Below are 26,167 nucleotides of genomic sequence, written 5' to 3' on the forward strand. Positions count from 1 at the left end.
GCCGCTTTCCTCGCCCGGGACGCTTGCCCCGGGCGCTACCCCAGGACGCTAGGCCAGCACCCCCTGCCGCACCAAGGCGGGCTGGAACTGTGCACCCGCGCCCGGGAATACCGGCACGTCGATCCGAGCGTGGGTGTGGACCTCCGTCACGGTTTCCTTGGTGTGCCGGGCAATCTGTTCCATGGTGGTTACCCACATGCCGTCCATCGCCTTAACCCGCTCGATCAGCTGCTCCAGCGCCACCGCCTTGGACGGCCGGCCGGAGATGAACGGGTGGTTGGTCAGCACGAAACAGCTGCCCTGGGAGTGGTGGGCCTCGGCTTCAAGGGTCCACATCTCCAGGACCTTGGCCGGGCTCTCGATCACCCCGCTGCCCGTCACGCCGGGATAGAACGCGTACTGCTCCCAGTCGTCAAGGGTCCAGTCCACCGGAATCTCCACAATGTCCCGGGGATCATCGGCGGCGACGGCGAAGCGGTAGGGGGCGTCGCCGTCGAGCAGGCTGGAATCGTAGAGGAAGCCGCGGTCGGCCAGCAGACCCGGCGAGTGCCAGTTCAGCTCCCACCACGGTGCCCGGTAGCCCACCGGCCGGACTCCGGCCACCGTGGCCAGGGCCTCAAGGCCCCGGTCGATGTAGCTTGCCTCGGTGGCGGCGTCGATGCCCTGCATGGGTTCGTGCAGGTAGCCGTGGTGCGCCACTTCATGGCCGCCGTCCACGATCTGCCGCACCACGTCCGGGTAGGACTCGGCGGTGAAGCCCGGGATGAAGAAGGTGGCCTGGATGTCCTGGCGCGCCAGGATGGCCAGGAGCCGCGGCACCGCGATTTTGGGGCCGTAGGACTGGTGGCTCATCAGGGACATGCGCCGGGTGCTGGTGGGGTTGTGGGCGATGGTGCAGGACTCTGCGTCCACGTCGAAGGTGAAGGATGCGGCGGCCTTGGCACCGTCGGGCCAGATGATGGGGTGCAGCGGGTCTGCGATGGCGGGCTGGTTCATGGGAAATCCTTTCGGCGGGCGCAGTGCGCCCGCCAGGTGCTGGGGAAGAAGGGCAGGGCCGTTTAGAGGGCGGGAAGGGCGGGCGCGCTGTCCGCTGCCTTGCCGTCCGCTCCAGGGGCGCTGTCCGCCGCCTCCTTGATGCGGGGCTGCAGGGCCAGGTAGCGGATGTGCTGCCGCGGCCCGAGGATGGCGTACACCCCGGCGCTGGTCAGTCCACCGGCCAGCCAGGACAGGTCCCAGCCGCCCAGCGCCACCGCGATGGGGCCCTGCATGATGGGGATCAGGCCGTACATGAAGAGCCACGTTGCGAAAATCCCGGCCACCAGGGAGATGACACCGGCCCAGTTGACGCCGGGCAGCCGCTTGGTGCCCACGGCGTCGAACAGGCGCTCCGGCTCGCCCGGCCAGCGCTTGTCCAGCCAGAAGTAGTGCACCAGCATGATGCCGCCCCAGGCGGCCACCCAGGCCACCAGGCCAATCAGCCAGGCGTCGAGTACCGCGGCGAAGTCCTCCTGGAAGATGAAGAAGACGACGGCGGCCAGCGAGAAGACGCCGACGAACAGGTTGAGCTTGCGGCGGCTGATGGAGATATCCAGTGCCTGGGTTGCGACGGAGAACGTATAGATGTTGAGGATGTTGGTGGCGATGGGGCCGTGGAGCACCATGAGCAGCACCGGCAGCGCCATGGCGCCGAAGTTGAGGACGATCAGCTTGCCGGGGTCGATCTCCCCGGAGTTGGTGGCCAGGCTGGCGCCCAGGACACCCAGCCAGACCACCGGGATGAACTGGCCAAGGACCGAGGCGAGGTAGACCTTCTTCTTGGGGACGCTGGTGCTGACGAACCGGGAGTAGTCCGCGGCGTAGGTGAACCAGGTGATGCCCCAGCCGATGCCGATGGCGGTCATGACGGCGCTCATGGCGGCGATCCGCTCCGAGCCTTCCAGGATGGCGCCGGCCGGTCCGGCGTAGCCCCAGTCGATGTCCATGCCGAACCAGGCGACGGCCGACATGACGGCCAGGATGAGGATGGTGGGCGGTACGGTCCATTTTTCGAAGGCCGCGATGGCCTTGTAGCCGAACCAGGCGATGGCTACCTGCAGGGCCATGATGAAGGTGGCGACGCCGATCTTCCAGGCGTAGTTGGGGGCTTCCGGGTCAACCCACCCAAGGGTTCCGAAGAGCGCCATGACCAGGTCCAGGATGATCCAGGTGTTCACCGCGCACCAGCCGATGACCAGGAGGGCCTGGATGGCGGCCGGGAGGTAATTGCCGCGCCGTCCGAATGCGGCGCGGGCCAGGACCATGCCAGTGGCGCCGGTCTTCTGGCCCAGGAGGACGAAGCAGCCAAAGAGCAGCATGCCGATCAGGTTGCCCAGGACCAGGACGGTGACGGTGTCCGCCAACCCGAGTCCCAGCTGGATCCCGAGTGCCCCCAGCACCCAGTTGATGGGTGCCAGGTTGGCGCCCGCCCAGATCCAGAACTGGCCGGAAACCTTGCGTGTGCGTGCTGATTCGGGGATGGGCTGGAGCCAGGCTTCGTGGTCCACGGCGTTGTGGTCCTGCGTGGCCTGGCCGGGCTGGCCGTGCGTGGCTGGTGAAAGCTTTTCTTGCATGGGGGCCTCCGTGAGGTGGATAAGTACCAAAAGGCTATGTGGCCCCCATCACAAGGAACAAGATACGATGTGTCGAACAGATTCCCCTACTACGTTACGGACTGTCGTGTCAGTGTTTCTTGGCGAAATACTCGCCCACCCCGCCCTCGCCGCCGCCGATCCCGTGGTCCACCCCCTGGGTGTGGCGGCCGACGCGCAACCGGTCCGCTGGGTCCACTCCAGCGAAGTGCTTGACATTGCACCCCTGCTCCGGGGCGGCGAACTGCTGCTGTGCGGCGGGATCACCCTGGCCACGGCCACGCCTGCCAAGCGCGAGGACTACGTGCGCGAACTGGCCCAGCGCGGGATTGCAGCGCTCGCCATCGAGACCGGTGGCGCCCTGCCGGAGATCCCGGCCAACATGCTCGAAAAGGCCGAGGAATATGGCCTTCCGGTGGTGGAGCTGCGCAAGGTGGTGCCGTTCGTGGGCGTCATGCAGGCCATCAATTCCCTGCTTGTGAGCGAGTCCGTGGGACACCTCCAGCAGGCTGACGCTGCCACCCGGGCCATGGCGGCGGAGCTGGCCCACGGCGCTTCACTCGACAAGATCCTGGGCGTACTGGCCGGCATGACCAGCTCCGCGGTGAAGCTCACCTCCCCTGGGGAGTCACCATGGGCAGCGCCATGCCCGAGGGCTGGAACGGTGACATTGGCGCGGAAGCCGGGGCGGCGGCAGCTGGCGATACAGCGGACGACGGCGGCTCCGGGCCGGGCGGGCACGGCGGCTTTCACGGCAGGGCCGGCGGAACGGTGATCACCGTGGACATTCCCGTGCGGGGTGTCCTCATGGGCCGCCTGGAGGTGCGGGTTCCGGATGCCGCGGACGTGGCCCTGGCGCAGGTGGCGGGGGAACGCGCCGTGGACATCCTGGGCCTGGCGCTGCTGCAGCACACGCCTCCCGGACTGCATGCTCTGGCTGGCGCCGAACTGATGCGGGCAGTCCTGAACGCAGCTCCGGAGTGGCGCCTTGAGCAGCTGGCCCCGGGTGCCGGCTTCCCCACGGACTCCCCTCCGTGGTGGCGGCAATCCACGCCGCGTCACCGCAGGAGCTGCGTGGCGCCGTCGAAAGCTTCCTCAGCTCACGGCGCATTCCGTGCGCCGCCTATCTGGATGATGCCGAACTGGTGGTGATGATCGGCCTGCCCTGCGCTGACACTGTCGGTGAACGGCGGCAGCTAGTGGAATCGCTGAAGGGGCTGGAAGGGGACCATGATGCGGTGATCGCCGTCGGTCCCCTGGCCGGCGGCGTGGCGGAAGCCGCCTGGTCCCTGGCCGAAGCCCGCCGCACCCTGGAGGTGCGCCAGATCCGGCGCAGGAACGCGTCGGCGCGCAGGCGCTATCCGGCCCGCGGCCTGGTGGTGGTGGATGCGGAGGACGCTGCCGTGGAGAGCCTGTCCCTGACCTGCCTTGATGCCTCATCACGGGAGGCGTTCGTCAACCGGCAGCTGCGGGCGGTCCTTGAGCATGATGCGCAGCGGCAGTCCCAGCTGCTGGAGACCCTGCAGGTGTGGCTGGACTCAGGCTGCAACACAGCGCAGTCTGCACGGGAACTGCACCTGGAGCGCCAGTCGATGCACCACAGGTTGCAGCGCATTTTCGAGCTGTGCGGCGGTGATCCGCGCGGCACGGGCCGGCTGGCGGCACTGCACCTGGCGGCCCGGATGGCCGGACTGCCCTGACCTGGCAGTACATAGGGGAAGCCCCACCAGCAATGCTGAAGGGGCTTCGACTGTTTTGATTCCGTTATGACGAACATCATCTCCCGAACTTGCGGGAATCCTGGTGCTTCCTGCCTCGTCACCGGCAGACCACCTGGATCAGATCCACGGTGTGTTCCAGGGTTCCCTGTTGTCCGTTCACGCCCTTCTTTCGAAGAACGTATTAACAGTGTTACGCCTGGTTTTGCGGGGACGCAAGAGCCAAATTTCCAGCGGAGAAAAGTGTTTAAACGCAGAACCTGCAGGTACCTTCGCGATCTCGCTAAGAGACGGCTCGGACATTCTCATGTCCTGAACAACCCGGCGTCATCTGATGGTTACCTGCAGGCACTTCCACTCTACGACCGGCCCCGGCACTCCAGCAGAGGTAGAGCGCATTCCGCTTGAACTTTTGGTGTGCGTCCCCTCCACGCGCCCAGCTGCAGCGGCTGACGGGGCCCAGCTGAGCAGGCTCCAGGGGCATTACGCCTTGGATTGGACCACCAGGACAGCACAGGGGGCGTGGTTGACCACCTGGGTGGATACGGAGCCCAAGTGCAGCCCTGGAAATCCCCCATGGCCCCGGGAGCCGACGACAATGAGATCCGCGTCCTTGGCGGCGTCAAGAATCGCCGAAGCAGGTGAATGGGTGTCTACGAGTTGCCCCGAAGCGGTCACGCCGCCATCTGCGGCGGCCTTCAGCGCCTCACCCTGGAGCGTCCGGGCGATGTGCTCCGGAGACTCTTCGGCGGCAATTTCACCTGCGGCCGTTTCCAGGACAGCCGGATACCACGCCATTGGCGGCTTGTTCCAGGCGGTGACGAAGCGGAGTTGGCCATTGCGTTGGCGGGCCTCATCCATCGCCCAGTCCAGTGCTGCCTGGGAGGGTTCGGAACCGTCAAAGCCGACAACAATCAGGAATGGACCAGTGCTGGTCATTCGTCTTTCCTTTCACTGCCCCGAGCCGTACTGGGTCAGAGGGATCAGGGTGCTTTCGCCGGGCCGGTTCCGCGGCCAAGCACAATCCCCACTGCGAGCATGACGACTCCCAGCACCACGTGGAGCCAGTTATCTGAGGTGTTCACCGGGATGAAGTTGGCCGAGGATGCCTGGTCAATCAGGAGTCCGTAGAGCCAAATAACCAGGTAGAGGGCGCCGCCGCCGATGAGGTAGTACTTCGACTGGGAGGCGGTCCTGCCCATGAGCAGGCCGGCTGCTCCAAAGAGGAGGTGAACAATGTTGTGCAGGATGGATACCTGGAAGACACCCAGGAGCATCGCGCCGGAGTCGGGGCCGGCGAAACTCAGTTCCGAATAGTTCGTGGTGACTCCAGGGATGAAACCGAGAACGCCCACCAGGGCGAAAACTGCTCCCGCCGCCAGGGCAGTCATTTCGATGGCCGTGCGGTGGTGACGTGCGCCTACGCCCGGATGTGCTGATGATGCAGACATGGCTTGCTTCCTTGTACGCGGGGAGGGAAATTGTTGTGTTTAAGTTCGGCTGCCGGGGTGGGGCAAGCCTCCCTATGGTTCCAGCTTCGAGCCGGGCGCGTCTTGCCTTCAGAGGCTTTAGTCCTCAGGTATCCATGAATTTCAGGGCTGTGCGTGAGGGCTCCGGGCGGGCGGGTCTTTTGCCCCTGCCAGCCCCGGCTGCACGGGTATTTACTGGATTAATCCGGCCCCTTCCGGGCGTCCTCCGCACCGAATCTGGAGAGTTTTTGTCATGTCTGATCTGCTCAAATGGTCCCCCTTCGCAGCCTCCCGGTGGCCCTCCCCCTTCACGTCTGCCCTGCGCTCCCCGGCGGAGTTGCTGGACTCCATAGAGCGCATGTTTGAGTCACCGGCCAGCCCTGCCCCGATCAGGGTCGAAGAGTTCGTCGACGACAAGACCCTTGTGGTGCGTGCCGAGATGCCCGGCGTCGATCCTGACAAAGACATTGAAGTGACAATGGATGACGGGTTCCTGCGGATCCGCGCTGAACGCCAGGAAAAGGAAGAACACAAGGACAAAGGCAGCTATCGGTCAGAGTTCCGCTACGGGTCCTTCAGCCGGAACATCCCGCTCCCTGACGGGGTCAAGGAAGAAGACATCAAAGCCACCTACACCAACGGGGTCCTGGAAGTCCGCACCCCGTTGCCCGAGCAGGCCCAACCCACCGAACCGAAAAAACTTCCCATCACCCGCGGGTAACGGGCAGTGCCCCAGCCAAGGGACCAGCATCCCCCGACGTTGCAGTTCCTCGGTGCAACCGACACTGTGACGGGTTCCAGATACCTGATCCGTTCACGCGGCCACCGGGTCCTGATCGAGTGCGGTCTGTTCCAAGGCTATAAACACCTCCGCGACCGTAACCGGGTAGCGTTCCAGGTCAGCCCCGCGAACATCGACGCCGTTGTCCTCACACATGCCCACCTGGACCACACCGGGTATGTTCCTGCCCTGGTCCGCGACGGTTTCAACGGCCCTGTCTATGCGACCCCTGGTACGGCAGAACTGTGTTCACTGCTGCTTCCCGACAGCGGTTACCTCCAGGAAGAGGAAGCCCGGTATGCGGACCGCACAGCATCATCAACACATCATCCGCCAGTGCCCCTCTACACTGCAGAAGACGCCGTCCGATCGCTCAACAGTTTCAGGACCCAGGGCTTCGACTCCCCGTTTTCCCTGCCCGGGGGCATCGAAGCGACATTCCTTCCCGCCGGCCACATCCTGGGCGCCGCACAGGTGCACCTCAAACTCGGCGGCAGGACGATCCATTTCACCGGGGATCTGGGCCGCACCCACGACCCACTGATGTACCCGCCCCGTGACCTTGAGCCCGTGGACGTACTGGTCACCGAATCCACCTACGGCAACAGGGCACATCCCGCGGGGAACCCTGAAACCGAACTGGGCGAGATCATCAGCCGGGTGGCCAAACGACGCGGCGTCATCATGATCGCTGCGTTCGCCGTCGGCCGGGCCGAAACAGTCCTGCTGCACCTCTCACGCCTTCTGGCCAGGAATGCCATCCCCTCCATCCCGATCTACCTCAACAGCCCGATGGCCATTGACGCCTCCGGTATGTACCAGCGCCACCGCGAGGAACACAGGCTCAAACAGCACGAATTCGAAAGCATGTACAAAGTGGCTACGCCCGTCCGAAGCGCTGACGAATCCAAGCTGCTCAACCTTCGCGGCGGACCCATGATCATCATCTCCGCCAGCGGCATGCTCACTGGCGGCAGGATCCTGCACCACCTCGCGGCCTACGGGCCGGACCGGCGCAACGCCATCATCCTCAGCGGATACCAGGCCGGAGGCACGCGCGGAGCATCGCTCGCCGCGGGTGAAAAACACCTCCGCATCTACGGACAGGACGTTGAAATCGGAGCAGAAGTCATCCAAATGGAAGGACTGTCAGCCCATGCGGATTCCGACGAGCTGATCCAATGGATGAAGACCGCTTCCCAGGCGCCGGCCATGACCTACGTCACGCATGGTGAACCGGACGCCGCAGACACCCTCCGGGCCCGCATCAAGCGCCAACTTGGCTGGAAAGCCCGCGTCCCCGAGCACCTGGAAACCATCTCGCTCGAACACCCCAGCTAAAAGACGCAGAACACCGCCACGCCGCTTCAGGTTGTGGGGCGCCCGCCCAGGCGGGTGGTGACTTTGGCGGCGGCGGCCACGCAGGCCTCCCCCAGGCTTTCGAACTGTTCCTTCGATACCCGGAAGCGGGGGGCTGGGATGAGGACGGCGGCCACTATGTCGCCGCGGTGGTCCCGGACGGGGGCGGCGACGCCAACCTCGTCCATGGACGATTCGCCGTAGTTTCCCGCCCATCCCCGCTCCGCCACATCCTGGAGCCTGGCTTCGTAAGCTGCCAGTCCGGCGTCGTCCAGTCCTGGAAAGGTGATGGTTCCGCTGCGCAGCAGCTCCCGTACCCGCTCGGCCGGGAGGGTGGAGAGGAATACCTGGACGGAGGCGCTCATGGCGTCCCGGTAGCGCGCCCCCAAAGGCGTGGTGTGCTTGATCTGATGGTGGCTGGCGATCTGCTCCACGCAGATGGCCTCATCCCCGTTCCAGAGCATCAGCGCACTGGTTTCCCCGGTCTGCTCGGTCAATTGCCGCAGGACCGGATACGCCACGCGCCGTTCCTCCATCTCGGCCAGCAGCGGCCCGGCGACGGCGATGAGTCCCAGCCCCAGCCGGAACCGCTTGGTTTCGGGGTCCCGTTCCACCAGGTTTTCCTGCTCGAAGGTGGCCAGGATCCGGGAGACGCTGCTCTTGTGCATGCCTACGCGGTTGGCGATTTCGGTGACGCCCAGCAGGGGTTCGTCAGCCGTGAAGGTGCGCAGGACGGCGATGGCATTGACGACGACGGAGGCGCCTTTCGCGTCCGTCCCGCCGTTGGTGCCGGTCCCGTTGCCGTTGCTGTCGGAGGTTTTTGCAGGAGTCATGGTGGACACCATCTTTCCTCATGGACGGCAGAGGCGGCGCCACGTGTCCGTGGCGCCGCCTCCCAGTGTGATGGTTATGCCTGGATGATGTTGTGTTCCGGGCCGAACGGGAACTTGGTGATGTTCTCCACCGTGTTGTCCTCGCCGATGACCAGGATGTCGTGCTCGCGGTAGCCGCCGGCGCCGGGCAGGCCGTCCGCTACCGTGATCATGGGTTCCATGGAGACCACCATGCCGGGTTCCAGGACGGTGTCGATGTCCTCGCGCAGTTCCAGGCCGGCTTCGCGGCCGTAGTAGTGGCTGAGGACGCCGAAGGAGTGTCCGTAGCCGAAGGTGCGGTTGGCCAGCAGGCCGTGGCTGATGTAGATCTCGTTGAGCTCGGCGGCGATGTCCTTGCAGACGGCGCCGGGCTTGATGAGTTCCAGGCCGCGGCGGTGCACCTCCACGTTGATGTTCCACAGTTCCAGGGAGCGTTCGTCCGGCTGGCCCAGGAAGAGGGTGCGCTCCAGGGCGGTGTAGTAGCCGGAGGTCATCGGGAAGCAGTTGAGCGAGAGGATGTCGCCCTGCTGCAGTTTCCGGGTGGTGGCCCAGTTGTGGGCGCCGTCGGTGTTGATGCCGGACTGGAACCACACCCAGGTGTCGCGGACCTCGCGGTGCGGGAACGTGCGGGCGATTTCGTGCACCATGGCCTCGGTGCCGATCAGGGCCACCTCGTACTCGGTGATGCCCTCGCGGATGGCGTTGCGGATGGCTTCGCCGCCCAGGTCGCCGATGCGGGCGCCGTGCTTGATGACCTCGATCTCCTCGGCGGACTTGATCATGCGCTGGCGCATGGCGTCCTGCGAAACGTCCAGGAGTTCCGCTCCGGGGAAGGCGGCGGCGATCTTCTCGCGGGTCAGGCCGGGGAGGAAGTCGTCCTCGACGCCCAGGCGGGAGGCCTTGACGCCGCGCTGGCGCAGTGCCTCCTGCAGGCCGAAGTAGAAGTTGTCGCGGCGCCAGTCGGTGTAGACGATGTTCTCGCCGTAGGAGGTGCGCCAGGGCATGCCGGCGTCGATGTTGGCCGTGACGGTGACGGAGTCGTCAGCGGTGACCACCAGGGCGTAGTTGCGGCCGAACGTGGTGTACAGGAAGTCGGAGTAGTACTTGATGCCGTGGTAGCTGGTGAGGATGACCGCGTCCAGGTCCTTGGCGGCCATGATCCGGCGGAGCCCGCCCAGGCGGCGCTCGAACTCTGCGTCGGAGAACGTGAGCTTGCCCTTGGTGCCGTTGTGCAGGACCTTGAGGCGCTCCAGCTCGGCGATGGATGAGGCGTTGTCGGCAGTGATGGTCACGGGTGTGCCTTTCTAATGGATGCAGCTGCTGCCAGGGCATGCCGCGGCAGGTGATTGCGCTGCAGTTGGTGTTGTTTGTGCGAGGGGTTGGTTGAGGGGCCTCTGGTCGCTCAGAGGTGTTTAAGGGGCTTCCGCGACGTTTCGGCGGCGAACAGCACGGCCACCAGGGATACGACAGAGGCCGCCACCAGGTACCAGCCGGGGGCCAGCTTGCTCTGCGTCAGGCCGATCAGCAGTGTGGCCATGAAGGGTGCGGTGCCGCCGAACAATGCATTGGACAGGTTGAAGCTGACTGCGAATCCGCTGTACCGGACCTTGGTGGGGAACAGTTCGGCAAGGAAGCTGGGCAGGGTGCCGTCGTTCAGGGTGAGCATGCCGCCCAGCAGGATCTGGACCAGCACGATGACCAGGAAGTTGCCGGTGTCCAGGAGCATGAAGGCGGGGACGGTCAGGAGGATGAACAGCACGGAGGCGGTGATCAGCATTTTCTTGCGGCCGAACCGGTCCGACGCGATGCCGGTCAGGAAGATGAATCCGATGTAGCTGGCCAGGGCGATGGTAGTGGCCAGGAAGGATTCGGTGGGCCCGAAGCCCAGTTCCTCGGAAAGGTACGTGGGCATGTAGCTGAGGATGACGTAGAAGCCGACGGCGTTGAGCAGCACTGCCCCGCAGGCAATGATCAGCTGCTTGCGGTAGGTCCGGAACATGTCCAGCGCAGGAGCCTTAGGCGCTGATTCGGCTTGGTCGGCCAGGGCGCGGAAGGCGGGTGTGTCCTCCAGCTTGGTGCGGATGTAGCGGCCGATCAGGCCCATGGGGGCCGCCAGGAGGAACGGCAGCCGCCAGCCCCACTCGTGCAGCTGTTCGGTGCTGAGCACAGAGCTGAGGAGCGCAGCGATCAGGGAACCCAGGAGCAGGCCCGCTGCGGTGCTGGCCGGGACCACCGCGGCGTAGAGTCCGCGGCGGTTGGCCGGGGCGTATTCCACCAGGAAGGCTGAGGCGCCTGCGTATTCGCCGGCTGCCGAGAAGCCCTGCACCACGCGGACCAGGAGCAGCAGGACCGGAGCCAGCATGCCGATGGTTGAGTATCCCGGAATGAGGGCGATGCAGAAGGTGGAGACGGACATGATGACGATGGAGAGCGACAGGGCTTTGCGCCTGCCCAGCTTGTCGCCGATGTGGCCCCAGAAGAAGCCGCCCAGGGGCCGGACGAAGAAGGAAATGGCAAAGACGCCGAAGGTTGCCAGCAGCGCGGTCTGCCGGTCGGCTTCGGGAAAGAATACCGAGGAAATTACGGCCGCGAGATAGCCGTACACGGCGTAGTCGAACCACTCGACGAAGTTGCCGATGAAGCTCGCCGTGACCACCCGGCGTCGAACGTCCTTGCTGGCCACCGGGTTGTCCGCGCCGTGGCCTGCCGCGGAAGGAACATCAACGTCATTGGCAATGACTCCTGCGACGGGTGAGTTTGATTCGTTACTCATGGAACCACCAGTAAAAGTAGGGGTTGCAACTGTTGCAACATGGTTGTTTCAAGATAGGCCGTGACGCGTGCCACAGTCAATACCCGCCGATGAAGTTTTTTGGCCCATTCCACGGAGTGGCAACGCCGTCGCAGGACGAACGCAATCGGCCAGCAATGCCCGAGTACGTTGCGTGAGGCGCAACTTTGTTGAGTTTTCGAGTGGCGGCGGAAAATCAGGTCCTAAGACACGGGCGAAAGCCGCCGCCCTGCCGCATACTTGCGCCATGGATGACGCAGCGCGAAAACCGGACCGGATCCTGCTCGCGCTGGCGGGCGTTGTGGTGGTGCTGGTGGTGGTTGCGCTGGCCGTGGTATTTACCCGGGGTGAGCCGGCACCGCTGGATAAGGCGAGCCCCGCCGGAGTGGTCCAGCAGTACAGCAAAGCCGTGATCGACGGCGACATCCCCACCGCGCAGTCCTTCCTCACCGAGGGTGCCCGGAGCAGGTGCAGCGGGTCCTACCCGGGCGAACCGCGCCCTGCCCGGGTGGTGTTGATTTCGACGACGGAGCGCACCGATTCAGCCACCGTCAAAGTTTCGATCGTGCGGTCATCACAGGGTGGACCGTTCGGCCCCTCAGAGTATGAGATGGAGGACGCCTTCTCGCTCCTCAAGGTGAACGGGACATGGATGATCGACCAGCCGCCGTACCCCCTGATGGCCTGCACCGTGACGCCGGTGAAGCAATGACGGCGCCGGCAGCACCATTGGCTCCCGCTCCCGCCAGCGGCCTGGCCACACTTCGCCGCCTGATCCTGTACGTTCTGCTGTTTGCCTTGGTGGTCATCACGGCGTCAGGCCTCAGCGGACTGCTGGAACGGCTGTTCCGAACGGCGTCCGTCCTGGCGGCGGGCGACGTGGCCGGGCTGGCCCTGTCGCTGGCCTTCACCCTGATCGGCGGACCGCTGGCACTGCTTCTCTGGTGGTTCGTGTGGCGGAGGCTCGACGACGAATCGGAGCGGACTGCGCCCGGGTGGGGCCTCTACCTGACCGGTATGTACGCGGTCTCGCTCATCATCGGCACCACATCGCTGCTGGACCTCGCCTCATCTTTTGTTGATGCGAAGGAAAGCCAGTGGCAGTCCCCGTTGGCCAACGCCCTTGTGTGGGCAGCTATCTGGTGGTGGCACCGGTGGATGTGGAAGCACCCCCGCAAACCGTCATCGCACCTTGAGGACGTGCGCGCCGTCGTCGGCTTCGTCTTTGGCCTGTTGCTGGCCGCCGGCGCTTCGATTGCCGCGCTCAGTACGCTGCTGGATGTCGCCATCCGCGGTTTCACGGCCACCGCCACCTTTGAGCCGTGGTGGGTCGACGCCCTCCGGTCCCTCATTTGGGCCGCCGGCGGAGCAGTGGTGTGGTGGTGGCACTGGTTCCGGGAGGGTGGCCGGCGCTACCAAACGGGGCTGGTGGACGTCACCATCATCGTTGTCGGCATCTTCGTCGCCGGGATCTCCGCTTTGGGCGGGCTGGGTGTCATCCTGTTTGTCCTCCTGCGGCTGGCGTTTGACCGGAGCGACCCGCTGAACGACCTGCTCGAACCGCTCGCCCCGGCCATTGCGGCCGCCGTCATCGGCGCCCTGGTGTGGCGGTACCACCGCACCACGTCCGTCCACCGATCACCCCGGACCCGCCGCGCCAGTCTCCTGGTGACGTCGGCCGTGGCGCTTGCCGCGGCCGCGTCCGGCATCGGGGTGGTGGTGAACGCGTTGCTGGCCGCTGCGGTATCGCCACTGGCCGGTGGTGCCACGCGCACCCTGCTCCTGGGCGGCATCAGTTCCCTTGCCGTCGGCGGCCCGGTCTGGTGGCAGGCCTGGAAGCCGAGGCACCAGCCGCGGACGGCAGCCGATATCCCTCCCGGCCGGCGCGTCTACCTGGTGGCGTTTTTCGGTGTCAGTGCGGTGGTGGCGCTCATTACGCTGCTGGTCATTGGCTACCGGCTCTTCGAATTCCTCCTGGGTGACGTTTCGGGCGGCAGCCTTTTGGACCGGATCCGGGCCCCGCTGGGCCTCCTGGTGGCGGCCGGGCTGGTGGCGGGTTACCACTTTGGGCTGTGGCGGCATGACCGGGCCCTGCTTGCCGCCGCCGCACCCATCCATAAACGGGTGATTGAGCGGGTCACGCTCATCAGCGGCTACGCGCCGGGAACCGTGGACCCGGAGGCGTTGGCACGTGGCATCGCTGATGCCACCGGCGGCGCCAAGGTGACCACGTGGCTGAGGGCGGACGACGGCGGCGCCGGACTTCCGCCGTCGTCCGTCCTTCCTGCCGGGGTGGAGGACATCGTCCCGCAGGTGGCTGCCGCCCTGGAGGGCGTGGCAGCCCAGCATGTCCTGGTGCTGGCAGGGCCGGGAACCCGGCTGGAAGTCACGCCGCTGGTAGCAGCCGGGGCGGGGCCCTGGAAGGCAGCAACCACAGCGCGAACACGGACCGTTCCTGGTGCCGAGTAGCGTGATACTCAAGATTTGCGCAGTTTATCCCGCTGGTGGATTAACCCCTTCCTTTGGCATTCCGGGGTGCCTAGGGTGGGCACACACGCTTGCCAAGGGGGATAAATGAAAAGCATCGCCGATGGTCCTCAAGACGCTGCAAACCAGGACGTGCAGCAGGTCGCAGCGCCCAATGCACAGGACTCACAAGGCAAGGTCGCCGAGTGGACATCCGATTGCCTTCTCACACTGCGGAGCCCCATACGCTTCACCCGGGCCGATTGGCCCTAAGCCGCAACCACCCTGTTGAGGGGCGGGCCACCTGGACCACCGGTATGACTCCTTGGAGCCATGCGCCCAACACGGCCAGCGCACTGGACCAGGTTGTTACCTGCCGTTTCAGGCCCGTCCTGCTCGGTGAAGCACCTGCTCCTTGGCGTCGACGCCAGGGGCTTAGCTTGATGCGTCCCGCTCGATTTCTTCGGCGAGGTCATCCACTTCCTCAGGGCGGGCCTCAATGCCTGCTTCCTCGAACCGCTCCTCAAGGACGTGGGTAACATCGTCCTGGACGTGGCCCAGTTGGATGTCGTGGCGGACATCCTCGGCGATGCTTTCAGGCGTCTCAAGGTGCTCGGTTCCGGCCACGATCCCGTCGCTGCCGTCAAAGGGGTCGTTGGCGCCGCCCGCTCCTGAATCAGTCATACTCCATCGTTACCCTTCGCCTTCGGGCGGTAAACCCGCGGAAGGCGCGGAAGGGAGCGGACGACGGCGGGCGCGTCCCGCCGTCGTCCGCTCCCCCAAGGCGTCAGGAGACTTCGGCGAGGATCCCGTCAATGCGGGCCAGCAGGCCCGGCCAGCCGTTGCCCATGCCTTCTATGGCATGGCGGCCCATAGGGGTATCGACTTGGAAGCCCGCGTGTTCGAAGTGGAGGACGGTACCGCCGTCGACTGGTTCGAGCCGCCAGGTGATGGTGGTGTCCAGCTGGCCTTCGGAGAAGAGGAAGCTGATGGAGCTGCCCTCCTCCACGGCCAGGACCTCGCACTGCTGCCGGCCCCAGGCGTCCATGTCCATGGTGAAACGATGTCCCGCCACGGGCGCAATATCGCCGGGCGCCCACCAGCGCGCCAGCAGTTCCGGCGTGGTCAGTGCAGCCCACACCGCCGGGGCAGGGTGCGGGTAGCGGCGTTCCAGCCGGATGGCATTCTCGGTCATGACGGATTCTCCTCGTCCAGAAGGTCTGCCAGCGCGTCCAGCCGCTGGTTCCAGTAGTGCTCAAAGTTCTTTACCCAGCCACCGACCTCGGCGAGGGCGGCAGGCTGGAGGTGGTACACCCGGTTCCGGCCCTGCCGCTCCTCGCGGACCAGCCCCACCTCGCGAAGCACGGCCAGGTGTTCGGACGCGGCGGGGCGGCTGAGGTCCAGCAGGCCGGTAAGCTCACCGGCCGTCCGCGGTCCCTGCCGAAGCTCGTCCAGGATGGTGCGCCGTGCCGGGTTGGCTACGGCGGCAAAGACATCGGGAAGCACACCCAACAGTATATGTCGGAATTTTCCGACGTATCAAGGCGGGTTCCGCTGGGCGGCTCCGCTGGCTCGGGTCTGGCGACGCCTTGGCGTCCGGGCTTCGCCCGCCGTCCCAACCGGTAGCCGGCCCAGAATGCGAGCACCAGCAGCCCGGCGGCGATGATGGCCAGGCCTATCTGGGTCCCCTGGGTGACGAAGGCCGCGCCGTTGGCGCTGAAGGGCGTCTTGCTCAGCGGCGCATAGGCAAACCAGCCGGTGAAGTTGCGGTTCAGGTACGCGATCAGGCAGCCAAGCAGCACCGCCGCAGCACCGAGCACTGGCACGACGGCGGCTGGAAGCTTGCCGCGTTTGGACGGTTGGCGCTCGTCAGGCATGTTGTTCTCCCCCATGCAGGCGAGTCTAGCCGGAGTAGAACTATTGCCGAGAAACCGTTTTCTGGATATGGTCCTTGTCAGCGCTCACAAATGTCGGCGGCATAGTGGCCCCCGGTCCTGGGCGCAGTTCATTCCAATGACGGAAGAGAGAACATGCGAAAAAGCAGTACGCACCTATCCATGTCTGCAGCCATTGCCATTGCAGGAGCACTCCTCGTTGCCGGACCGGCAGGAGCTTCCCCAGTTCCAGTGGCGGATCCCACGGCCCAGACCGCCCAGACGCCGCTTGAGCGCCAGATTCTTCCCACTGGAAACGGCTGGGCATCCGAAGATACTGGAACCACCGGCGGCTCGGCAGCAGAGGCCGCCAATGTTTACGACGTCTCCACAAAGGCGGAACTGTTGGCTGCATTCGCCACCGGCGGCAACCAGCCCAAGATTGTCCGTGTCCACGGCAGCATCGACGCCAACACTGCCGCGGATGGTTCGCCACTCACCTGCGAAAGCTACGCGGACGGCACGAACTACAGCCTGGCGCAGTACCTCGAGGATTTTGATCCGGCAACCTACGGCCGGGACCGCAAGCCGGAGGGCCCGCAGGAGGACGCGAGGCGCCTGGCCGCCGCAAAGCAGGCGAAGACCATCCGGTGGGACATCCCAGGCAACACCACCATCGTCGGTGCCACTCCCGGCAGCAGCATCACCGGCGCAGCCCTCCGCATCAACGGAGCCAGCAATGTCATCGTCCGTAACCTCACCCTGCGGGACGCTGCCGACTGCTTTCCCGCGTGGGATCCCACAGATGGCACTGAGGGGAACTGGAACAGCGAATACGACCTGCTGCAAGTCATCAACAAGGCCACGCACGTCTGGATCGACCACTCTGCTTTCACGGACGCCCCCAATCTCGACAGCTCCCAGCCGCTCTACTTCGGCCGCCCCTACCAGGTGCATGATGGCGCCGTCGATGTCACCAACGGATCGGACCTGGTAACCATGTCCTACAACCGGTTCTCCGACCACGACAAGCTGCTGCTGATCGGCTCCACCGATTCGCCCACGCGCGGGGACCCCGGCAAACTGCGGGTCACCATCCACCACAACGTCTTTGAAAATGTGGGCCAGCGCGCGCCACGCGTCCGGTTCGGCCACGTGGACGTGTACAACAACCACTTTAAGGTGACCGAAGACAGCGCCATCCCCTACGAATACAGCCTGGGCGCCGGGTTCAGCTCACACCTCTACGCGGAGGCGAACGCCTTCACGCTTCCAGCCGGCGTTGATGCGGCGGAGATCATCGGCCGCTACAAGGGAACGGCCATTACCACCACCGCCAATGCAGTCAATGGCAAGATCACCGACATTCGCGCCGAGTACAACGCCGCCGCGGCGCCCGCAGACCAGCTGGCCGAGGACACGTCCTGGATACCTGCCCTGCGCACCCAGGTCCACCCGGCCCAGGCCGTGCCGGCACTGCTCAAGGACTCCACGGGCCCGGTCTTCACGGCCGGAGGCGACCTCTGATGGCTGCCATCCTGCCCAGCCGCCGCAGCGTCCTGGCAGCGCTGGCACTCACCGCCGGCGCCGCAGCCTTCCCTGGAACGGGCATGGCGGCGGCCTTCGCCCAAGCTGGCCCCGACCCCACGAAACCCCGCAACAGGCCGGTCATCTTCGTGGTCGGGGACTCGACGTCGTCGGCCTACCAGCAGTCCGAGCGCCCCCGCGCCGGTTGGGGCCAGGCCCTGCCACTCCTGTTGGGGTCGCAGGCAACCGTCTTTGATTACGCATGGTCCGGCGCCTCCTCGAAGAGCTTTGCCGACACCGGGCTGCTGGACCAGGTGCTGACCTTGATGCAGGCGGGCGATTACCTGCTGGTCTCTTTCGGCCACAATGACGAAAAGGTGGCGGACCCAGCGCGCGGAACGCTCCCGGACACCACGTTCAAGGAGTACCTGGGCAGGTACATCGACGGGGCCAGGGCACGCGGGGGAAAACCTGTGCTGGTCACCCCGGTGGAACGCCGCCGCTTCGACTCGTTCGGCAATGCGAAGGACTCCCACGGAGCGTATCCGCAGGCTGTCCGGGAGCTTGCCGCCGCGTCCGGCACTCCTTTGGTGGACCTCACCGCGTCCTCGAAGCAGCTCTGGCAGCAGCTGGGGCCGGAAGGAACCAAGTCGCAGTTCCTTTTCCTGGCTCCCGGCGAGCACCCGCAGTACCCTCAGGGTTCGGAGGACAACACGCATTTCCAGGCCCCCGGCGCGGTGGCGGTGGCCCGCCTCGTGGCACGTGAACTGCAGTCCAAGGAGATCGTCCCGCCGGGCTATTTCCAGAACATCGATGCCGTCACGGAACCCCTGCTCGACATGTACTGGCCGGCCGAGCGGCCCATCGACGTCCCGATGACGCTCGACGTCGGACCCGGCAGGACGTTCGCTACCGTACAGGCCGCCGTGGATTCCGCGCCTGCGGGGAGCCTCCAGCGGGCCGTCATCAGGATCCAGCCCGGCACCTACCGCGAAGCCGTGCGGGTTCCGGCTGACAAGCCGCGGATCTCCTTCATCGGCCAGGGCGGACGTCCCGAGGATGTGGTGCTGGTCTTCAACAACGCGTCCGGCACCCCCAAGCCGGGTGGCAGCGGGAACTTTGGCACCTCCGGCAGCGCGTCCGTCCGGATCGACGGGCCGGACTTTGTGGCCCGGAACCTGACCATCAGCAACGATTTCGACGAGGCAGCCAACACGGGGATGAAGGACCGCCAGGCCGTGGCGCTGCACATCACGGCGGACCGGTCGGTGCTGTCCAACATCAGGCTGTTGGGCAACCAGGACACCCTGCTGGTCAACTCACCGGCTGCAGGCGTCCAGGCCCGTTTCTACTTTGACGGCTGCTATGTGGAAGGCGACGTGGACTTCATCTTCGGCCGCGGAACGGCCGTCTTCAGAGGCTGCGAAATCAAATCCCTGGATCGGGGTTCCACCACCAACAACGGTTACGTGACGGCGGGCAGCCAGGACCTGTCCATCCCGCACGGTTACCTCTTCGACCAGTGCCGGCTGGTGTCGGACGCGGCGAGGGACACCGTCCATCTCGGCAGGCCGTGGCATCCCAGCGGCGACCCGAAAGCCGTTGCCCAGGTCCTGGTGCGGGACTCCTGGCTTGGCGCCCACATCTCCGGCACGCCGTGGACGGACATGAGCGGTTTCTCCTGGCGCGAGGCGCGGTTCCATGAGTACAACAACCACGGCCCCGGCGCGCAGGTTACCCCCGACCGTCCGCAGTTGCCCGCGGCTGAGGCGGCCAAGTACACGACCAGGACCTACCTGCAGGGAAGTGACGGGTGGGCGCCGCAGCTCGCTGGTTCAAGGGCGGATTGCAGCGTGGTGCCTGCCGTTTAGTCCCGGGACGGGAAAGCCCGGTTCCGGCAGGGGAGCCGGGCTCTCGCAGCTTGCACGTCTCTCAGCCTGGATGAACTTGGCTCCCCTGTACTCCCGGTTCGGGGGTGTTGTCGTCTTCATACTCCGTAGCGTCCGCGAGGCGGCGCCCCGCAATGTACCCAAAGGTCAGCGCGGGGCCCAGGTTGATTCCGCCAGCCGGGTAGTGCCCACCCATGACCGAGGCCTGGTCGTTGCCCGCAACGTAAAGGCCGCTGATGGGCTGGCCCTGCGTATCCAGGACCCGTGCGTGATGATCGGCTGCGAGTCCGGCAAAGGTACCGAAGGATCCGGGGACAATTTTCACTGCGTAGAAGGGGCCCTTCTCCAGGGGACGCAGTGAAGGGTTGGGGGTGTTCCCGGGGTCGCCGCCGTACCTGTTGAACTCGGTCTCACCGCGGTTGAAGTCGGGGTCAATGCCCAGACGGGCATTGGCGTTGAAGGCTGCCACTGTGGCCGTGAGCCCCTGTGGATCAATCCCGCATGCTGCCGCCAGTTCCTCAAGGGTGTTGCCCTTCTTGAGGTAGCCGGACCGTATGTACGGGAAGAGAGGCACCGGCAGGGGTTTCGCCATGCCCAGGGGGAACTTCCGCACGAACGCGGCATCGGCGATTTGCCACGCCTCTACGGGCTCACCCTCGGGGGTCGCATTGAGCAGGCCTTCAACGTAGTCGTAGTAGCCGTTTGCCTCGTTGACGAACCGCTTGCCATCCCGGCGGACTCCGATGCTGCCCGGCTTGGCACGGTCCATGATGTGCGGAAACGTACCGGTCAGTCCGTTCCGGTACGGGACCAGCGACACCGGGCACCATGCAGCGGGCGACGCGACATCGGTCTCGAAGCGTGCCCCAATGGCCTGGGCCATGGTGATGCCGTCCCCGGTGGTTTCCTTCGGTGCCAGTGTCCAATGCTCCCGGCCCGTGGGGTTCCCGGGGAACAGCGCCTTGCGCCGGGAGATGTCATTGGGGAAGCCGCCTGCGGCCAGGACGACGCCGCGGGAGGCATCGATCTGCAGCTCACCTTGCGGGGAACTTACGACGGCGCCCGTCACCGTGCCGGAACCGTCGGTAAGCAGGTGCTTGGCTGGGGTGGAGACGCGGATTTCCACCCCCAGGTCATCTGCCGACTTCAGCAGGCGCCCGGTGAGGGCCGTGCCGTTGACAAGCTGCATGTTCCGGCGGTGTGTGAGGAGGTCCAGGAGGTGGAAGCCCACCCGCCAACCTGCATGGACGATGCCCCTGATGTTGCCACGGGAGGCGGAGAGGAATTTGGTCAGGTCAGGACCCGCCATGATCCCCATTCCAAGGAACGAGGTTTCGTAGAGCTGGTGGCGCATCTTGGCGCGCAGCTCTGGCTTGATCCGGCGGGCGTTCATTGGCTTGGGCCCCACTGAGCGGTGGCCGGCGCCCGCGCCCGGGGTGTTGCCGTAGATGTCCTTGATCTTGGTTCCCGGCACGAACTGGAGGCTTGTCTTGTTCTGGAAGAAGCCAACCATGTGCGGGGCCGCTTCCAGAAAGGCCTCTACCCGCTCCTCCTGATAGTTCCGGCCGAGACAGTGGCGCAGGTATGTACGGAACAGTTCCCGGTCCTCGGCGACGCCGTCGGCCTTGGCCAATGGATTTCCGGGCGTCCAGGCCCACCCCCGGACCATGATGTGGCCCCGCCGCAGACCTCGGCTTTTTCCACCACAATGACCTTTAAGCCGTGGTAGGCAGCCGTGACGGCGGCGGACAGGCCGCCGGCCCCGGAGCCGACTACCAGGACGTCGCAGTCTATCGTCGGCAGGGCAGATGAAGGTGTTGTTGATGATGCAGTCATTTCGGTGCTTTCTTAATGGAAGAAGGTATCGGAGTCCAGGCGCGGCGGCGCGCCGGTCTCCAGGGCGTCGATGGCCTCAAGCTGTTCCGGTGCCAGGGCAAAGCCGAAAACGTCCAGGTTCTCGCGCTGGCGTTGGCCGTCCGCGGACTTCGGCACCGCCACCCGGCCGTGCTGGACATGCCAGCGCAGGACAATTTGGGCGGGGGTTTTGCCGAGCTGCCGCGCCGGTCCGGTCACCGCAGGATGGCCGAGGAACTTACCGTTGCGGCCCAACGGGCTGTAGGCGGCAGTGACTATCCCGTGCCGACGGTGCCAGGCCAGTTGCGCCGGCTGGCCGTGCTCGGGGTCCACCTGGACCTGGTTCAGCGGGACGGCAAGGCCTGCGTCCTGAACGAGCCGTAGATGCGCCGGCTTGAAGTTGGAGACGCCCCAGGCCCTGATGGAGCCGTCATTGACAAGTTCCTGCAGTCCTTCGCAGGCTTCGACGAACCTCCCCTGGGTTGGGTTGGGCCAGTGAACCAGGAACAAGTCCAGGTAGTCGACGCGGAGCCGCTTTACAGCCTCGCCGAAGGCATCACGCACTCCGCTGCGGCTGTGCCACCGGCTGTTGAATTTGCTGGTGAGGAAAAGGTCTCCGCGCCCGATACCGCTGCGGCGGATCCCCTCCCCCACCGCTTCTTCGTTGCCGTAGTTCTCGGCCGTATCGATATGCCGGTAGCCGTTGCCGATGGCCTGCTGCACCGCCGCTGCGGCGCCCTCACCAGTCAAGGGCCATGTTCCCAGGCCGACGAGCGGAATGCGCACACCCGGCGTAAGCTCCGCCGTCGTGATCTCGCTTGTGGTGGCGCTCATGTCGCGGCCACCGCGCGGACAGAGCTGTTCGGCTGCCTGCTGCCGGCCTGCGCCAGCACAGTGTCAACGCCTGCCTTGAGCCGGCGTGCCCAGCCGAGCTCGCCGAATTCCGCCACGCGCCGGTCCGAGGGCACCTCCGCACTGACCGGAAGTCCGGGCGGCACCGCGGCAACCGCCTCCGCAAGGCCGAACCCGCCCTCGCCGGGAATCCCGCGCTCAGACCGCGACTCTACGACCAGCGCCTCACGGCTGACCGGCCGTGCTGCCGGCCCGTCGCACAACTGCAGGAGCGGCACGAGGTCCGCGTTGGCGCGCAGCTCCTTCCACTGGGCGGCCGCGCCCGGACCGCTGCAGCGGTTGAAATGGAGGGTATCCACCACGATCCCGCAGCCCGCCTGTCGTGCGATGCCCGCTGCATGGGCGATGGAGGCGACCGGCTGGTAGGAGATCGCCTCCAGGGTGGGTGTGATGCCGAAACTTCGACCGTCCTCGGTCATCCGCGCCAGTGTGTCCGTCAGGCGGGTGCTGTCCGGATCGCCGCCGGCCACCGTCAGGGAACTGGCACCGAGTGCCTGGCCGGCTTCCATCATCCGCAGCCACGCGTCGCGCTGGTCGCTTCCGTCAAGAAGCAGGAATTCGATGTCCCGTACGCCGACGCCCGTGTCCTGGATCCGGGCCAGCGTTTCGCGCAGCATCGGTGAACCGGGCTGCAGCTCGTAACGCCGTTCGGACGGCGTTACGGGCCGGACCCGGACGCCGACGAAATCAAAGCCCGCCCGGGCTGCCACGCCAACAAGTTCAGGCGGGGCCGTGTTCAGCAGGGACAGCTGTGCCAGGCCGATGGGCCTGTGCGCATTTCCGGTCATGACGATGCTCCGTTCAGGCTCAATTCGGTGTTTGCGGCGGCGCTGGACGCCAGCAGCCCGGCGATCCTCTGCGCTGCGTCATAGCCGCTCTTGACGGCGTTGGAGGCAATGGCCGGGGCCTGGTCCGCCACGGTCCCGGCCAGCGTCACCGGCACGGTGGCCTGGCGGCCCAGCTCTCCGTCCCGGATCCGCGCCGGGACGGACCCGTCAAGCGGAACCACGGAGCGCGAAACCAGGAGCGGTCCCGGCGCGTCCAGCCACTCCCCCTCGGGAGCCAGGCCCGGACCGCTGATCCGGACCCGGCCGCCGTCGTACTCTTCAATCGTCGAGCCAAGCCGGATCCGTACCCGTGGGTTGGCCTCAAGCCGGGGCACGGCCAGGATCTTGGCCCTCCGCCCGGATTCCGGCGCGATGGCCGCCTGCGGGCCCACCAGGAGCACAGCCGTCCCCCTGTGGGCCAAAGTGTCAGCGACGCTCATGGCGACGGAGTCCGCTCCCCAGATGGTCACGGCATCAGGGACTTCACTGTCTGACGGACTGGCGCCGAGAACCTCCGGGTGCTTGGCGAGCCACTCGCGGACATCCAGAACGTTGGCGGAGTCTGCCCCGGTGAATCCTGCCGCGGGTCGGAGACCCCCGTTGCCAGCACGACGGCGTCTGCTTCCATGCCGCGGACAAGGTCGTCCAGGCGGCCGGTATTCACGTGGACCCCCAGCCGGACATCGATGCCCAGCCGTGTATTCTCCTCCGCGGACCATTCGGCAAAACGGTGGAAGTCCGGCGTGGACTTCATCCGCTCGGCGAGGGCGAACTGACCGCCCGCGCGGGCGCCGTCGTCGAGGACGGTCACCTGCGCTCCCGCTTCAGCAAGTTCCCGGGCTGCCGTAAGGCCCGCAGGGCCGGCACCCACCACGACAACGCGGGATCCTTCGCGAACGGCAGGTGTGGGAACGGGAACGCGGGAACGTCCCACGGCCGGGTTAACGGTGCAGGTCACCTGGCCGAGCCCCAGGTTGTCGATGCAGACGTTGCAGGCGATGCAGGGACGGTAGCGGCCGCCCTGGAGGACGCCGCCGACGAAAGCCGGGTCGGCGTGGATGGCGCGGGCAAGGCTGACGAAATCGCAGGTTTCCTCCCGGAGTACTTCTTCGATGATGGCCGGGGAGTTCAGGCGCCCCGCCATCCCAAGGGGCAGGCCGAACTGTCGGTACGCCTTGGCGTAGTCAGCGAGGATTCCAGGCTTCCATTCGCCGGATTGCACAATCCATTCGCCGGCTTCATAGCTGCCGGCGGAGAGGTCCAGGAAGTCCAGGTGCTCCAGGCGGGCCCTGGCGATGATGGCCACCTGCTGCTCGGCGGTGATGCCGTCCGCTGGACCTTCAACAACTGACACCCTCATGCCCACAATGGTGTCCGGGACAGCCGCCCGCACTGCATCGATGACCAGGTTCATGAAACGTTCCGGGGCGGCGAATTCATCCGTGCGGTGGTTGGAAATGGGCGACATGAACTGATGGATCAGGTAGCCGTGGGCGCCGTGGATGTTGATGACGTCGAACCCTGCTTGGACCGCCCGGCGGGCGGCGTGGGCGTAGGCTTCCGCCAGTTCGTGGCACTCTTCCACGGTGAGTTCACGCGGAACCTCGCCGCCGGCCACCTCGCACGCCACCGGTGAGGGCGCCACGTTCCGGAGACCGGACACGGCGGCCTGGGCGGTGCGCCCACCATGGTTGAGTTCGACGGCGGCCAGCGCGCCTTCCGCGTGCAGGGCGTCCGTGAGTCTGCGCAAACCCGGGATCATGGCATCACTGTGCAGGCCCAGCTGGTGGGTGCGGCCCTTGCCGTCGGCGCGGACATACGTGGCCTCGGTGGTGACCATCCCCAGCCCGGCCTTGGCGCGGGTCACCAGATAGTCGATGTACTGCTCGGTGATCCGGCCGTCGGCGGTTCCGTAATTGCGTTCCATGGGAGCGGAGGCGAGGCGGTTACGGAGAGTTTTTGGGGTGCGGCCGTTGCGGCCCAGGGTGAGCGGACGGGCGGCGTGGCGTGTGTTGGATTCCATGACGTTCCTTAGCCTGCAACCCGAACACGGGGCAGGGTATCTGACGGCAGTTGGGTGAAGTGGACGGGTTTGCCGGTACGGGACGATTCGTAGACCGCCAGCAGGATCCGCAGGGCCTTCGTGGCGTCCCGGCCTGTGATGGCCGGTTCGCCTCCTTCACGGACGGCCTGGACAAAATCCTTGACCTGGGAGGTGTGGTGGGGGATGAGTTGGCCATTGATCCTTTCCAGGGGAACGTTCCCCTGCATTCCTTCCGGGTAGGCAGGCTCGGTGCTGACCGTCCCGGATACTGCCCACAGGTCCACCCGCCCGTCGCTGCCTTCCGGGAATTCGGTGAGGGACGCGGAGGCACCGGTCTCCCCGTGATCCTGACCTGCACGCCAAGGCTCGGGGACACCGCCGTCGACGCTTCAAGGGTGGCCATGGCACCGGAGGTGAAGGTAATGACGGCCGTCGCTGAGTCCTCCACTTCGATGTGCCCGCCGTGCTTGTAGGTGGTGATCTTCCCGTAGACCTCTGCCACATCTCCCATGAACCACTGCAGCAGGTCGATGTAATGGATGGCCTGGGTCATCAGGACGCCGCCGCCGTCGTTGGCCCACGTTCCGCGCCAGGCATCCCGGGAGTAGTACTCCGGTTCGCGGTACAACATCACCGAGCATTGGCCCATGATGGGCCGGCCCAGCGTGCCGTCGTCAATCGCTGCACGGATGCGCTGCGCGGCAGGCCAGAACCGGCGTTGGAAGAGGACGCCCAACTTCACACCGGCATCCCCGCAGGCCTTCACCATCCGCTCAGCCGATGCCAGCTCAATGGCGATGGGCTTTTCGCAAAGAACATGGACCCCTGCCGCAGCGGCCTGCAACACCACATCCTCATGGGTGGGGTGCGGCGTGCAGACGGAGATGATATCCAGGCCCAGGTCCAGGAGCTCCCGGACGGTGTTCACTGCCGCCGGGATCCCCCACGCCCCGGCAGTGCCACGCGCACGGTCCAGGTCGATGTCGCAGACCCCGGCGATGGTGACGTGGTCAAGGGCGCGAAAGGCCTCCAGGTGGTTGCGGGAGATTGCGCCGCATCCTGCGATTCCAATCCGGAGAGGGCGGGCGGTGGGAGGTGGTGCGGTGTTCATCGACTGGTGCCGTCTTTCTGGTGCGGTGGGAAAGTGTGTGGGTCCG

General features: G+C 65.8%; 22 protein-coding genes and 2 pseudogenes. 7 read left to right on the forward strand and 17 right to left on the reverse strand.

Annotation, left to right across the window (positions count from 1 at the left end):
- Positions 1-48: 48 nt before the first annotated feature.
- Together OUO20_RS14355 and OUO20_RS14360 are read right to left on the reverse strand one after the other, a co-directional pair.
- Positions 49-996 carry a polysaccharide deacetylase family protein gene (locus OUO20_RS14355; RefSeq protein WP_268002005.1) on the reverse strand — a complete coding sequence of 316 codons (948 nt, stop codon included), beginning with the start codon at positions 994-996 and terminating at the stop codon, positions 49-51.
- Between the two features lie 62 nt (positions 997-1,058).
- Positions 1,059-2,609, reverse strand: coding sequence for a purine-cytosine permease family protein (locus tag OUO20_RS14360; RefSeq protein WP_144600233.1), 1,551 nt, complete (start codon positions 2,607-2,609; stop codon positions 1,059-1,061).
- A gap of 106 nt (positions 2,610-2,715) precedes the next feature.
- Between OUO20_RS14360 and OUO20_RS14365 the strand changes: the two are divergent.
- Positions 2,716-4,327: pseudogene (locus tag OUO20_RS14365) on the forward strand (PucR family transcriptional regulator).
- Between the two features lie 501 nt (positions 4,328-4,828).
- On the opposite strand, the gene OUO20_RS14370 reads toward OUO20_RS14365, so the two are convergent.
- Both OUO20_RS14370 and OUO20_RS14375 read right to left on the reverse strand, forming a co-directional pair.
- The gene (locus OUO20_RS14370) at positions 4,829-5,284 is read right to left on the reverse strand and encodes a universal stress protein (protein WP_268002006.1); all 456 of its coding nucleotides are present in this window, start codon (positions 5,282-5,284) and stop codon (positions 4,829-4,831) included.
- Between the two features lie 44 nt (positions 5,285-5,328).
- A complete protein-coding gene (locus OUO20_RS14375) occupies positions 5,329-5,796 on the reverse strand; it encodes a DUF4383 domain-containing protein (protein ID WP_018770631.1) in 468 nt (155 codons plus the stop codon).
- A 271-nt stretch (positions 5,797-6,067) separates the two neighbouring features.
- Between OUO20_RS14375 and OUO20_RS14380 the strand changes: the two genes are divergently transcribed.
- Together OUO20_RS14380 and OUO20_RS14385 are read left to right on the forward strand one after the other, a co-directional pair.
- Positions 6,068-6,535, forward strand: coding sequence for an Hsp20/alpha crystallin family protein (locus OUO20_RS14380; protein WP_018770632.1), 468 nt, complete (start codon positions 6,068-6,070; stop codon positions 6,533-6,535).
- A 66-nt stretch (positions 6,536-6,601) separates the two neighbouring features.
- Positions 6,602-7,936: an MBL fold metallo-hydrolase RNA specificity domain-containing protein gene (locus OUO20_RS14385; protein ID WP_223992714.1), complete on the forward strand. Its 1,335-nt coding sequence runs from the start codon at positions 6,602-6,604 to the stop codon at positions 7,934-7,936.
- 26 nt (positions 7,937-7,962) lie between these two features.
- On the opposite strand, the gene OUO20_RS14390 is transcribed toward OUO20_RS14385, so the two are convergent.
- The 3 genes from OUO20_RS14390 to OUO20_RS14400 form a co-directional block, all read right to left on the reverse strand.
- Positions 7,963-8,799, reverse strand: a complete 837-nt coding sequence (locus OUO20_RS14390) for an IclR family transcriptional regulator (RefSeq protein WP_056391544.1) — start codon at positions 8,797-8,799, stop codon at positions 7,963-7,965.
- 62 nt (positions 8,800-8,861) lie between these two features.
- Positions 8,862-10,118, reverse strand: a complete 1,257-nt coding sequence (locus tag OUO20_RS14395; RefSeq protein ID WP_018770635.1) for an aminopeptidase P family protein — start codon at positions 10,116-10,118, stop codon at positions 8,862-8,864.
- Between the two features lie 110 nt (positions 10,119-10,228).
- Positions 10,229-11,599 carry an MFS transporter gene (locus tag OUO20_RS14400; RefSeq protein ID WP_268002007.1) on the reverse strand — a complete coding sequence of 457 codons (1,371 nt, stop codon included), beginning with the start codon at positions 11,597-11,599 and terminating at the stop codon, positions 10,229-10,231.
- Positions 11,600-11,864: 265 nt separating this feature from the next.
- Here OUO20_RS14400 and OUO20_RS14405 point away from each other — a divergent pair, with 265 nt between their 5' ends.
- Positions 11,865-12,329 carry a hypothetical protein gene (locus OUO20_RS14405; protein ID WP_018770637.1) on the forward strand — a complete coding sequence of 155 codons (465 nt, stop codon included), beginning with the start codon at positions 11,865-11,867 and terminating at the stop codon, positions 12,327-12,329.
- A complete protein-coding gene (locus OUO20_RS14410; RefSeq protein ID WP_268003441.1) occupies positions 12,326-14,086 on the forward strand; it encodes a DUF5671 domain-containing protein in 1,761 nt (586 codons plus the stop codon). Before OUO20_RS14405 ends, OUO20_RS14410 begins: the two co-directional genes overlap by 4 nt.
- 432 nt (positions 14,087-14,518) lie before the next feature.
- Here the strand turns inward: OUO20_RS14410 and OUO20_RS14415 are convergent, their stop codons facing one another.
- The 4 genes from OUO20_RS14415 to OUO20_RS14430 all read right to left on the reverse strand — a co-directional run bounded on the left by OUO20_RS14415 (position 14,519) and on the right by OUO20_RS14430 (position 15,975).
- Entirely contained in the window at positions 14,519-14,767 is a 249-nt protein-coding gene (locus OUO20_RS14415) for a hypothetical protein (RefSeq protein WP_018770639.1), read from the reverse strand.
- A gap of 103 nt (positions 14,768-14,870) precedes the next feature.
- Entirely contained in the window at positions 14,871-15,278 is a 408-nt protein-coding gene (locus OUO20_RS14420; protein ID WP_268002008.1) for an SRPBCC family protein, read from the reverse strand.
- Positions 15,275-15,589, reverse strand: a complete 315-nt coding sequence (locus OUO20_RS14425) for an ArsR/SmtB family transcription factor (RefSeq protein WP_018770641.1) — start codon at positions 15,587-15,589, stop codon at positions 15,275-15,277. The genes OUO20_RS14420 and OUO20_RS14425 overlap by 4 nt, the downstream gene beginning before the upstream one ends.
- Entirely contained in the window at positions 15,562-15,975 is a 414-nt protein-coding gene (locus tag OUO20_RS14430; protein WP_326498040.1) for a hypothetical protein, read from the reverse strand. The genes OUO20_RS14425 and OUO20_RS14430 overlap by 28 nt, the downstream gene beginning before the upstream one ends.
- Positions 15,976-16,140: 165 nt before the next feature.
- On the opposite strand from OUO20_RS14430, the gene OUO20_RS14435 reads away from it, so the two are divergent.
- The gene (locus tag OUO20_RS14435; RefSeq protein ID WP_268002009.1) at positions 16,141-17,484 is read left to right on the forward strand and encodes a pectate lyase family protein; all 1,344 of its coding nucleotides are present in this window, start codon (positions 16,141-16,143) and stop codon (positions 17,482-17,484) included.
- The gene (locus OUO20_RS14440) at positions 17,484-19,355 is read left to right on the forward strand and encodes a pectinesterase family protein (RefSeq protein WP_268002010.1); all 1,872 of its coding nucleotides are present in this window, start codon (positions 17,484-17,486) and stop codon (positions 19,353-19,355) included. The genes OUO20_RS14435 and OUO20_RS14440 overlap by 1 nt, the downstream gene beginning before the upstream one ends.
- A 61-nt stretch (positions 19,356-19,416) precedes the next feature.
- On the opposite strand, the pseudogene OUO20_RS14445 reads toward OUO20_RS14440, so the two are convergent.
- The 6 genes and pseudogenes from OUO20_RS14445 to OUO20_RS21710 form a co-directional block, all read right to left on the reverse strand.
- Positions 19,417-21,201: pseudogene (locus OUO20_RS14445) on the reverse strand (FAD-dependent oxidoreductase); the annotation flags it as partial.
- A gap of 20 nt (positions 21,202-21,221) precedes the next feature.
- Positions 21,222-22,061 carry an aldo/keto reductase gene (locus tag OUO20_RS14455; RefSeq protein ID WP_018770646.1) on the reverse strand — a complete coding sequence of 280 codons (840 nt, stop codon included), beginning with the start codon at positions 22,059-22,061 and terminating at the stop codon, positions 21,222-21,224.
- Positions 22,058-22,927 carry a sugar phosphate isomerase/epimerase family protein gene (locus OUO20_RS14460; protein ID WP_134165491.1) on the reverse strand — a complete coding sequence of 290 codons (870 nt, stop codon included), beginning with the start codon at positions 22,925-22,927 and terminating at the stop codon, positions 22,058-22,060. The genes OUO20_RS14455 and OUO20_RS14460 overlap by 4 nt, the downstream gene beginning before the upstream one ends.
- Positions 22,924-23,436, reverse strand: a complete 513-nt coding sequence (locus tag OUO20_RS14465) for a hypothetical protein (protein ID WP_268002013.1) — start codon at positions 23,434-23,436, stop codon at positions 22,924-22,926. The genes OUO20_RS14460 and OUO20_RS14465 overlap by 4 nt, the downstream gene beginning before the upstream one ends.
- Positions 23,433-24,989, reverse strand: coding sequence for an FAD-dependent oxidoreductase (locus OUO20_RS14470; RefSeq protein ID WP_268002014.1), 1,557 nt, complete (start codon positions 24,987-24,989; stop codon positions 23,433-23,435). Before OUO20_RS14470 ends, OUO20_RS14465 begins: the two co-directional genes overlap by 4 nt.
- Positions 24,913-26,121, reverse strand: coding sequence for a Gfo/Idh/MocA family protein (locus OUO20_RS21710; RefSeq protein ID WP_442781085.1), 1,209 nt, complete (start codon positions 26,119-26,121; stop codon positions 24,913-24,915). The genes OUO20_RS14470 and OUO20_RS21710 overlap by 77 nt, the downstream gene beginning before the upstream one ends.
- Between the last annotated feature and the right edge of the window lie 46 nt (positions 26,122-26,167).

The sequence above is a fragment of the Arthrobacter sp. FX8 genome, from assembly GCF_026723805.1.
Lineage (GTDB): Bacteria > Actinomycetota > Actinomycetes > Actinomycetales > Micrococcaceae > Arthrobacter.

Coding starts and splice junctions, on each gene's coding strand:
- OUO20_RS14355 (WP_268002005.1), bottom strand. CDS start 996: ATGAACCAGCCCGCCATCGCAGACCCGCTGCACCCCATCATCTGGCCC.
- OUO20_RS14360 (WP_144600233.1), bottom strand. CDS start 2,609: ATGCAAGAAAAGCTTTCACCAGCCACGCACGGCCAGCCCGGCCAGGCC.
- OUO20_RS14370 (WP_268002006.1), bottom strand. CDS start 5,284: ATGACCAGCACTGGTCCATTCCTGATTGTTGTCGGCTTTGACGGTTCC.
- OUO20_RS14375 (WP_018770631.1), bottom strand. CDS start 5,796: ATGTCTGCATCATCAGCACATCCGGGCGTAGGCGCACGTCACCACCGC.
- OUO20_RS14380 (WP_018770632.1), top strand. CDS start 6,068: ATGTCTGATCTGCTCAAATGGTCCCCCTTCGCAGCCTCCCGGTGGCCC.
- OUO20_RS14390 (WP_056391544.1), bottom strand. CDS start 8,799: ATGGTGTCCACCATGACTCCTGCAAAAACCTCCGACAGCAACGGCAAC.
- OUO20_RS14400 (WP_268002007.1), bottom strand. CDS start 11,599: ATGAGTAACGAATCAAACTCACCCGTCGCAGGAGTCATTGCCAATGAC.
- OUO20_RS14405 (WP_018770637.1), top strand. CDS start 11,865: ATGGATGACGCAGCGCGAAAACCGGACCGGATCCTGCTCGCGCTGGCG.
- OUO20_RS14410 (WP_268003441.1), top strand. CDS start 12,326: ATGACGGCGCCGGCAGCACCATTGGCTCCCGCTCCCGCCAGCGGCCTG.
- OUO20_RS14415 (WP_018770639.1), bottom strand. CDS start 14,767: ATGACTGATTCAGGAGCGGGCGGCGCCAACGACCCCTTTGACGGCAGC.
- OUO20_RS14420 (WP_268002008.1), bottom strand. CDS start 15,278: ATGACCGAGAATGCCATCCGGCTGGAACGCCGCTACCCGCACCCTGCC.
- OUO20_RS14430 (WP_326498040.1), bottom strand. CDS start 15,975: ATGGGGGAGAACAACATGCCTGACGAGCGCCAACCGTCCAAACGCGGC.
- OUO20_RS14435 (WP_268002009.1), top strand. CDS start 16,141: ATGTCTGCAGCCATTGCCATTGCAGGAGCACTCCTCGTTGCCGGACCG.
- OUO20_RS14440 (WP_268002010.1), top strand. CDS start 17,484: ATGGCTGCCATCCTGCCCAGCCGCCGCAGCGTCCTGGCAGCGCTGGCA.
- OUO20_RS14455 (WP_018770646.1), bottom strand. CDS start 22,061: ATGAGCGCCACCACAAGCGAGATCACGACGGCGGAGCTTACGCCGGGT.
- OUO20_RS14460 (WP_134165491.1), bottom strand. CDS start 22,927: ATGACCGGAAATGCGCACAGGCCCATCGGCCTGGCACAGCTGTCCCTG.
- OUO20_RS14470 (WP_268002014.1), bottom strand. CDS start 24,989: ATGGAATCCAACACACGCCACGCCGCCCGTCCGCTCACCCTGGGCCGC.
- OUO20_RS21710 (WP_442781085.1), bottom strand. CDS start 26,121: ATGAACACCGCACCACCTCCCACCGCCCGCCCTCTCCGGATTGGAATC.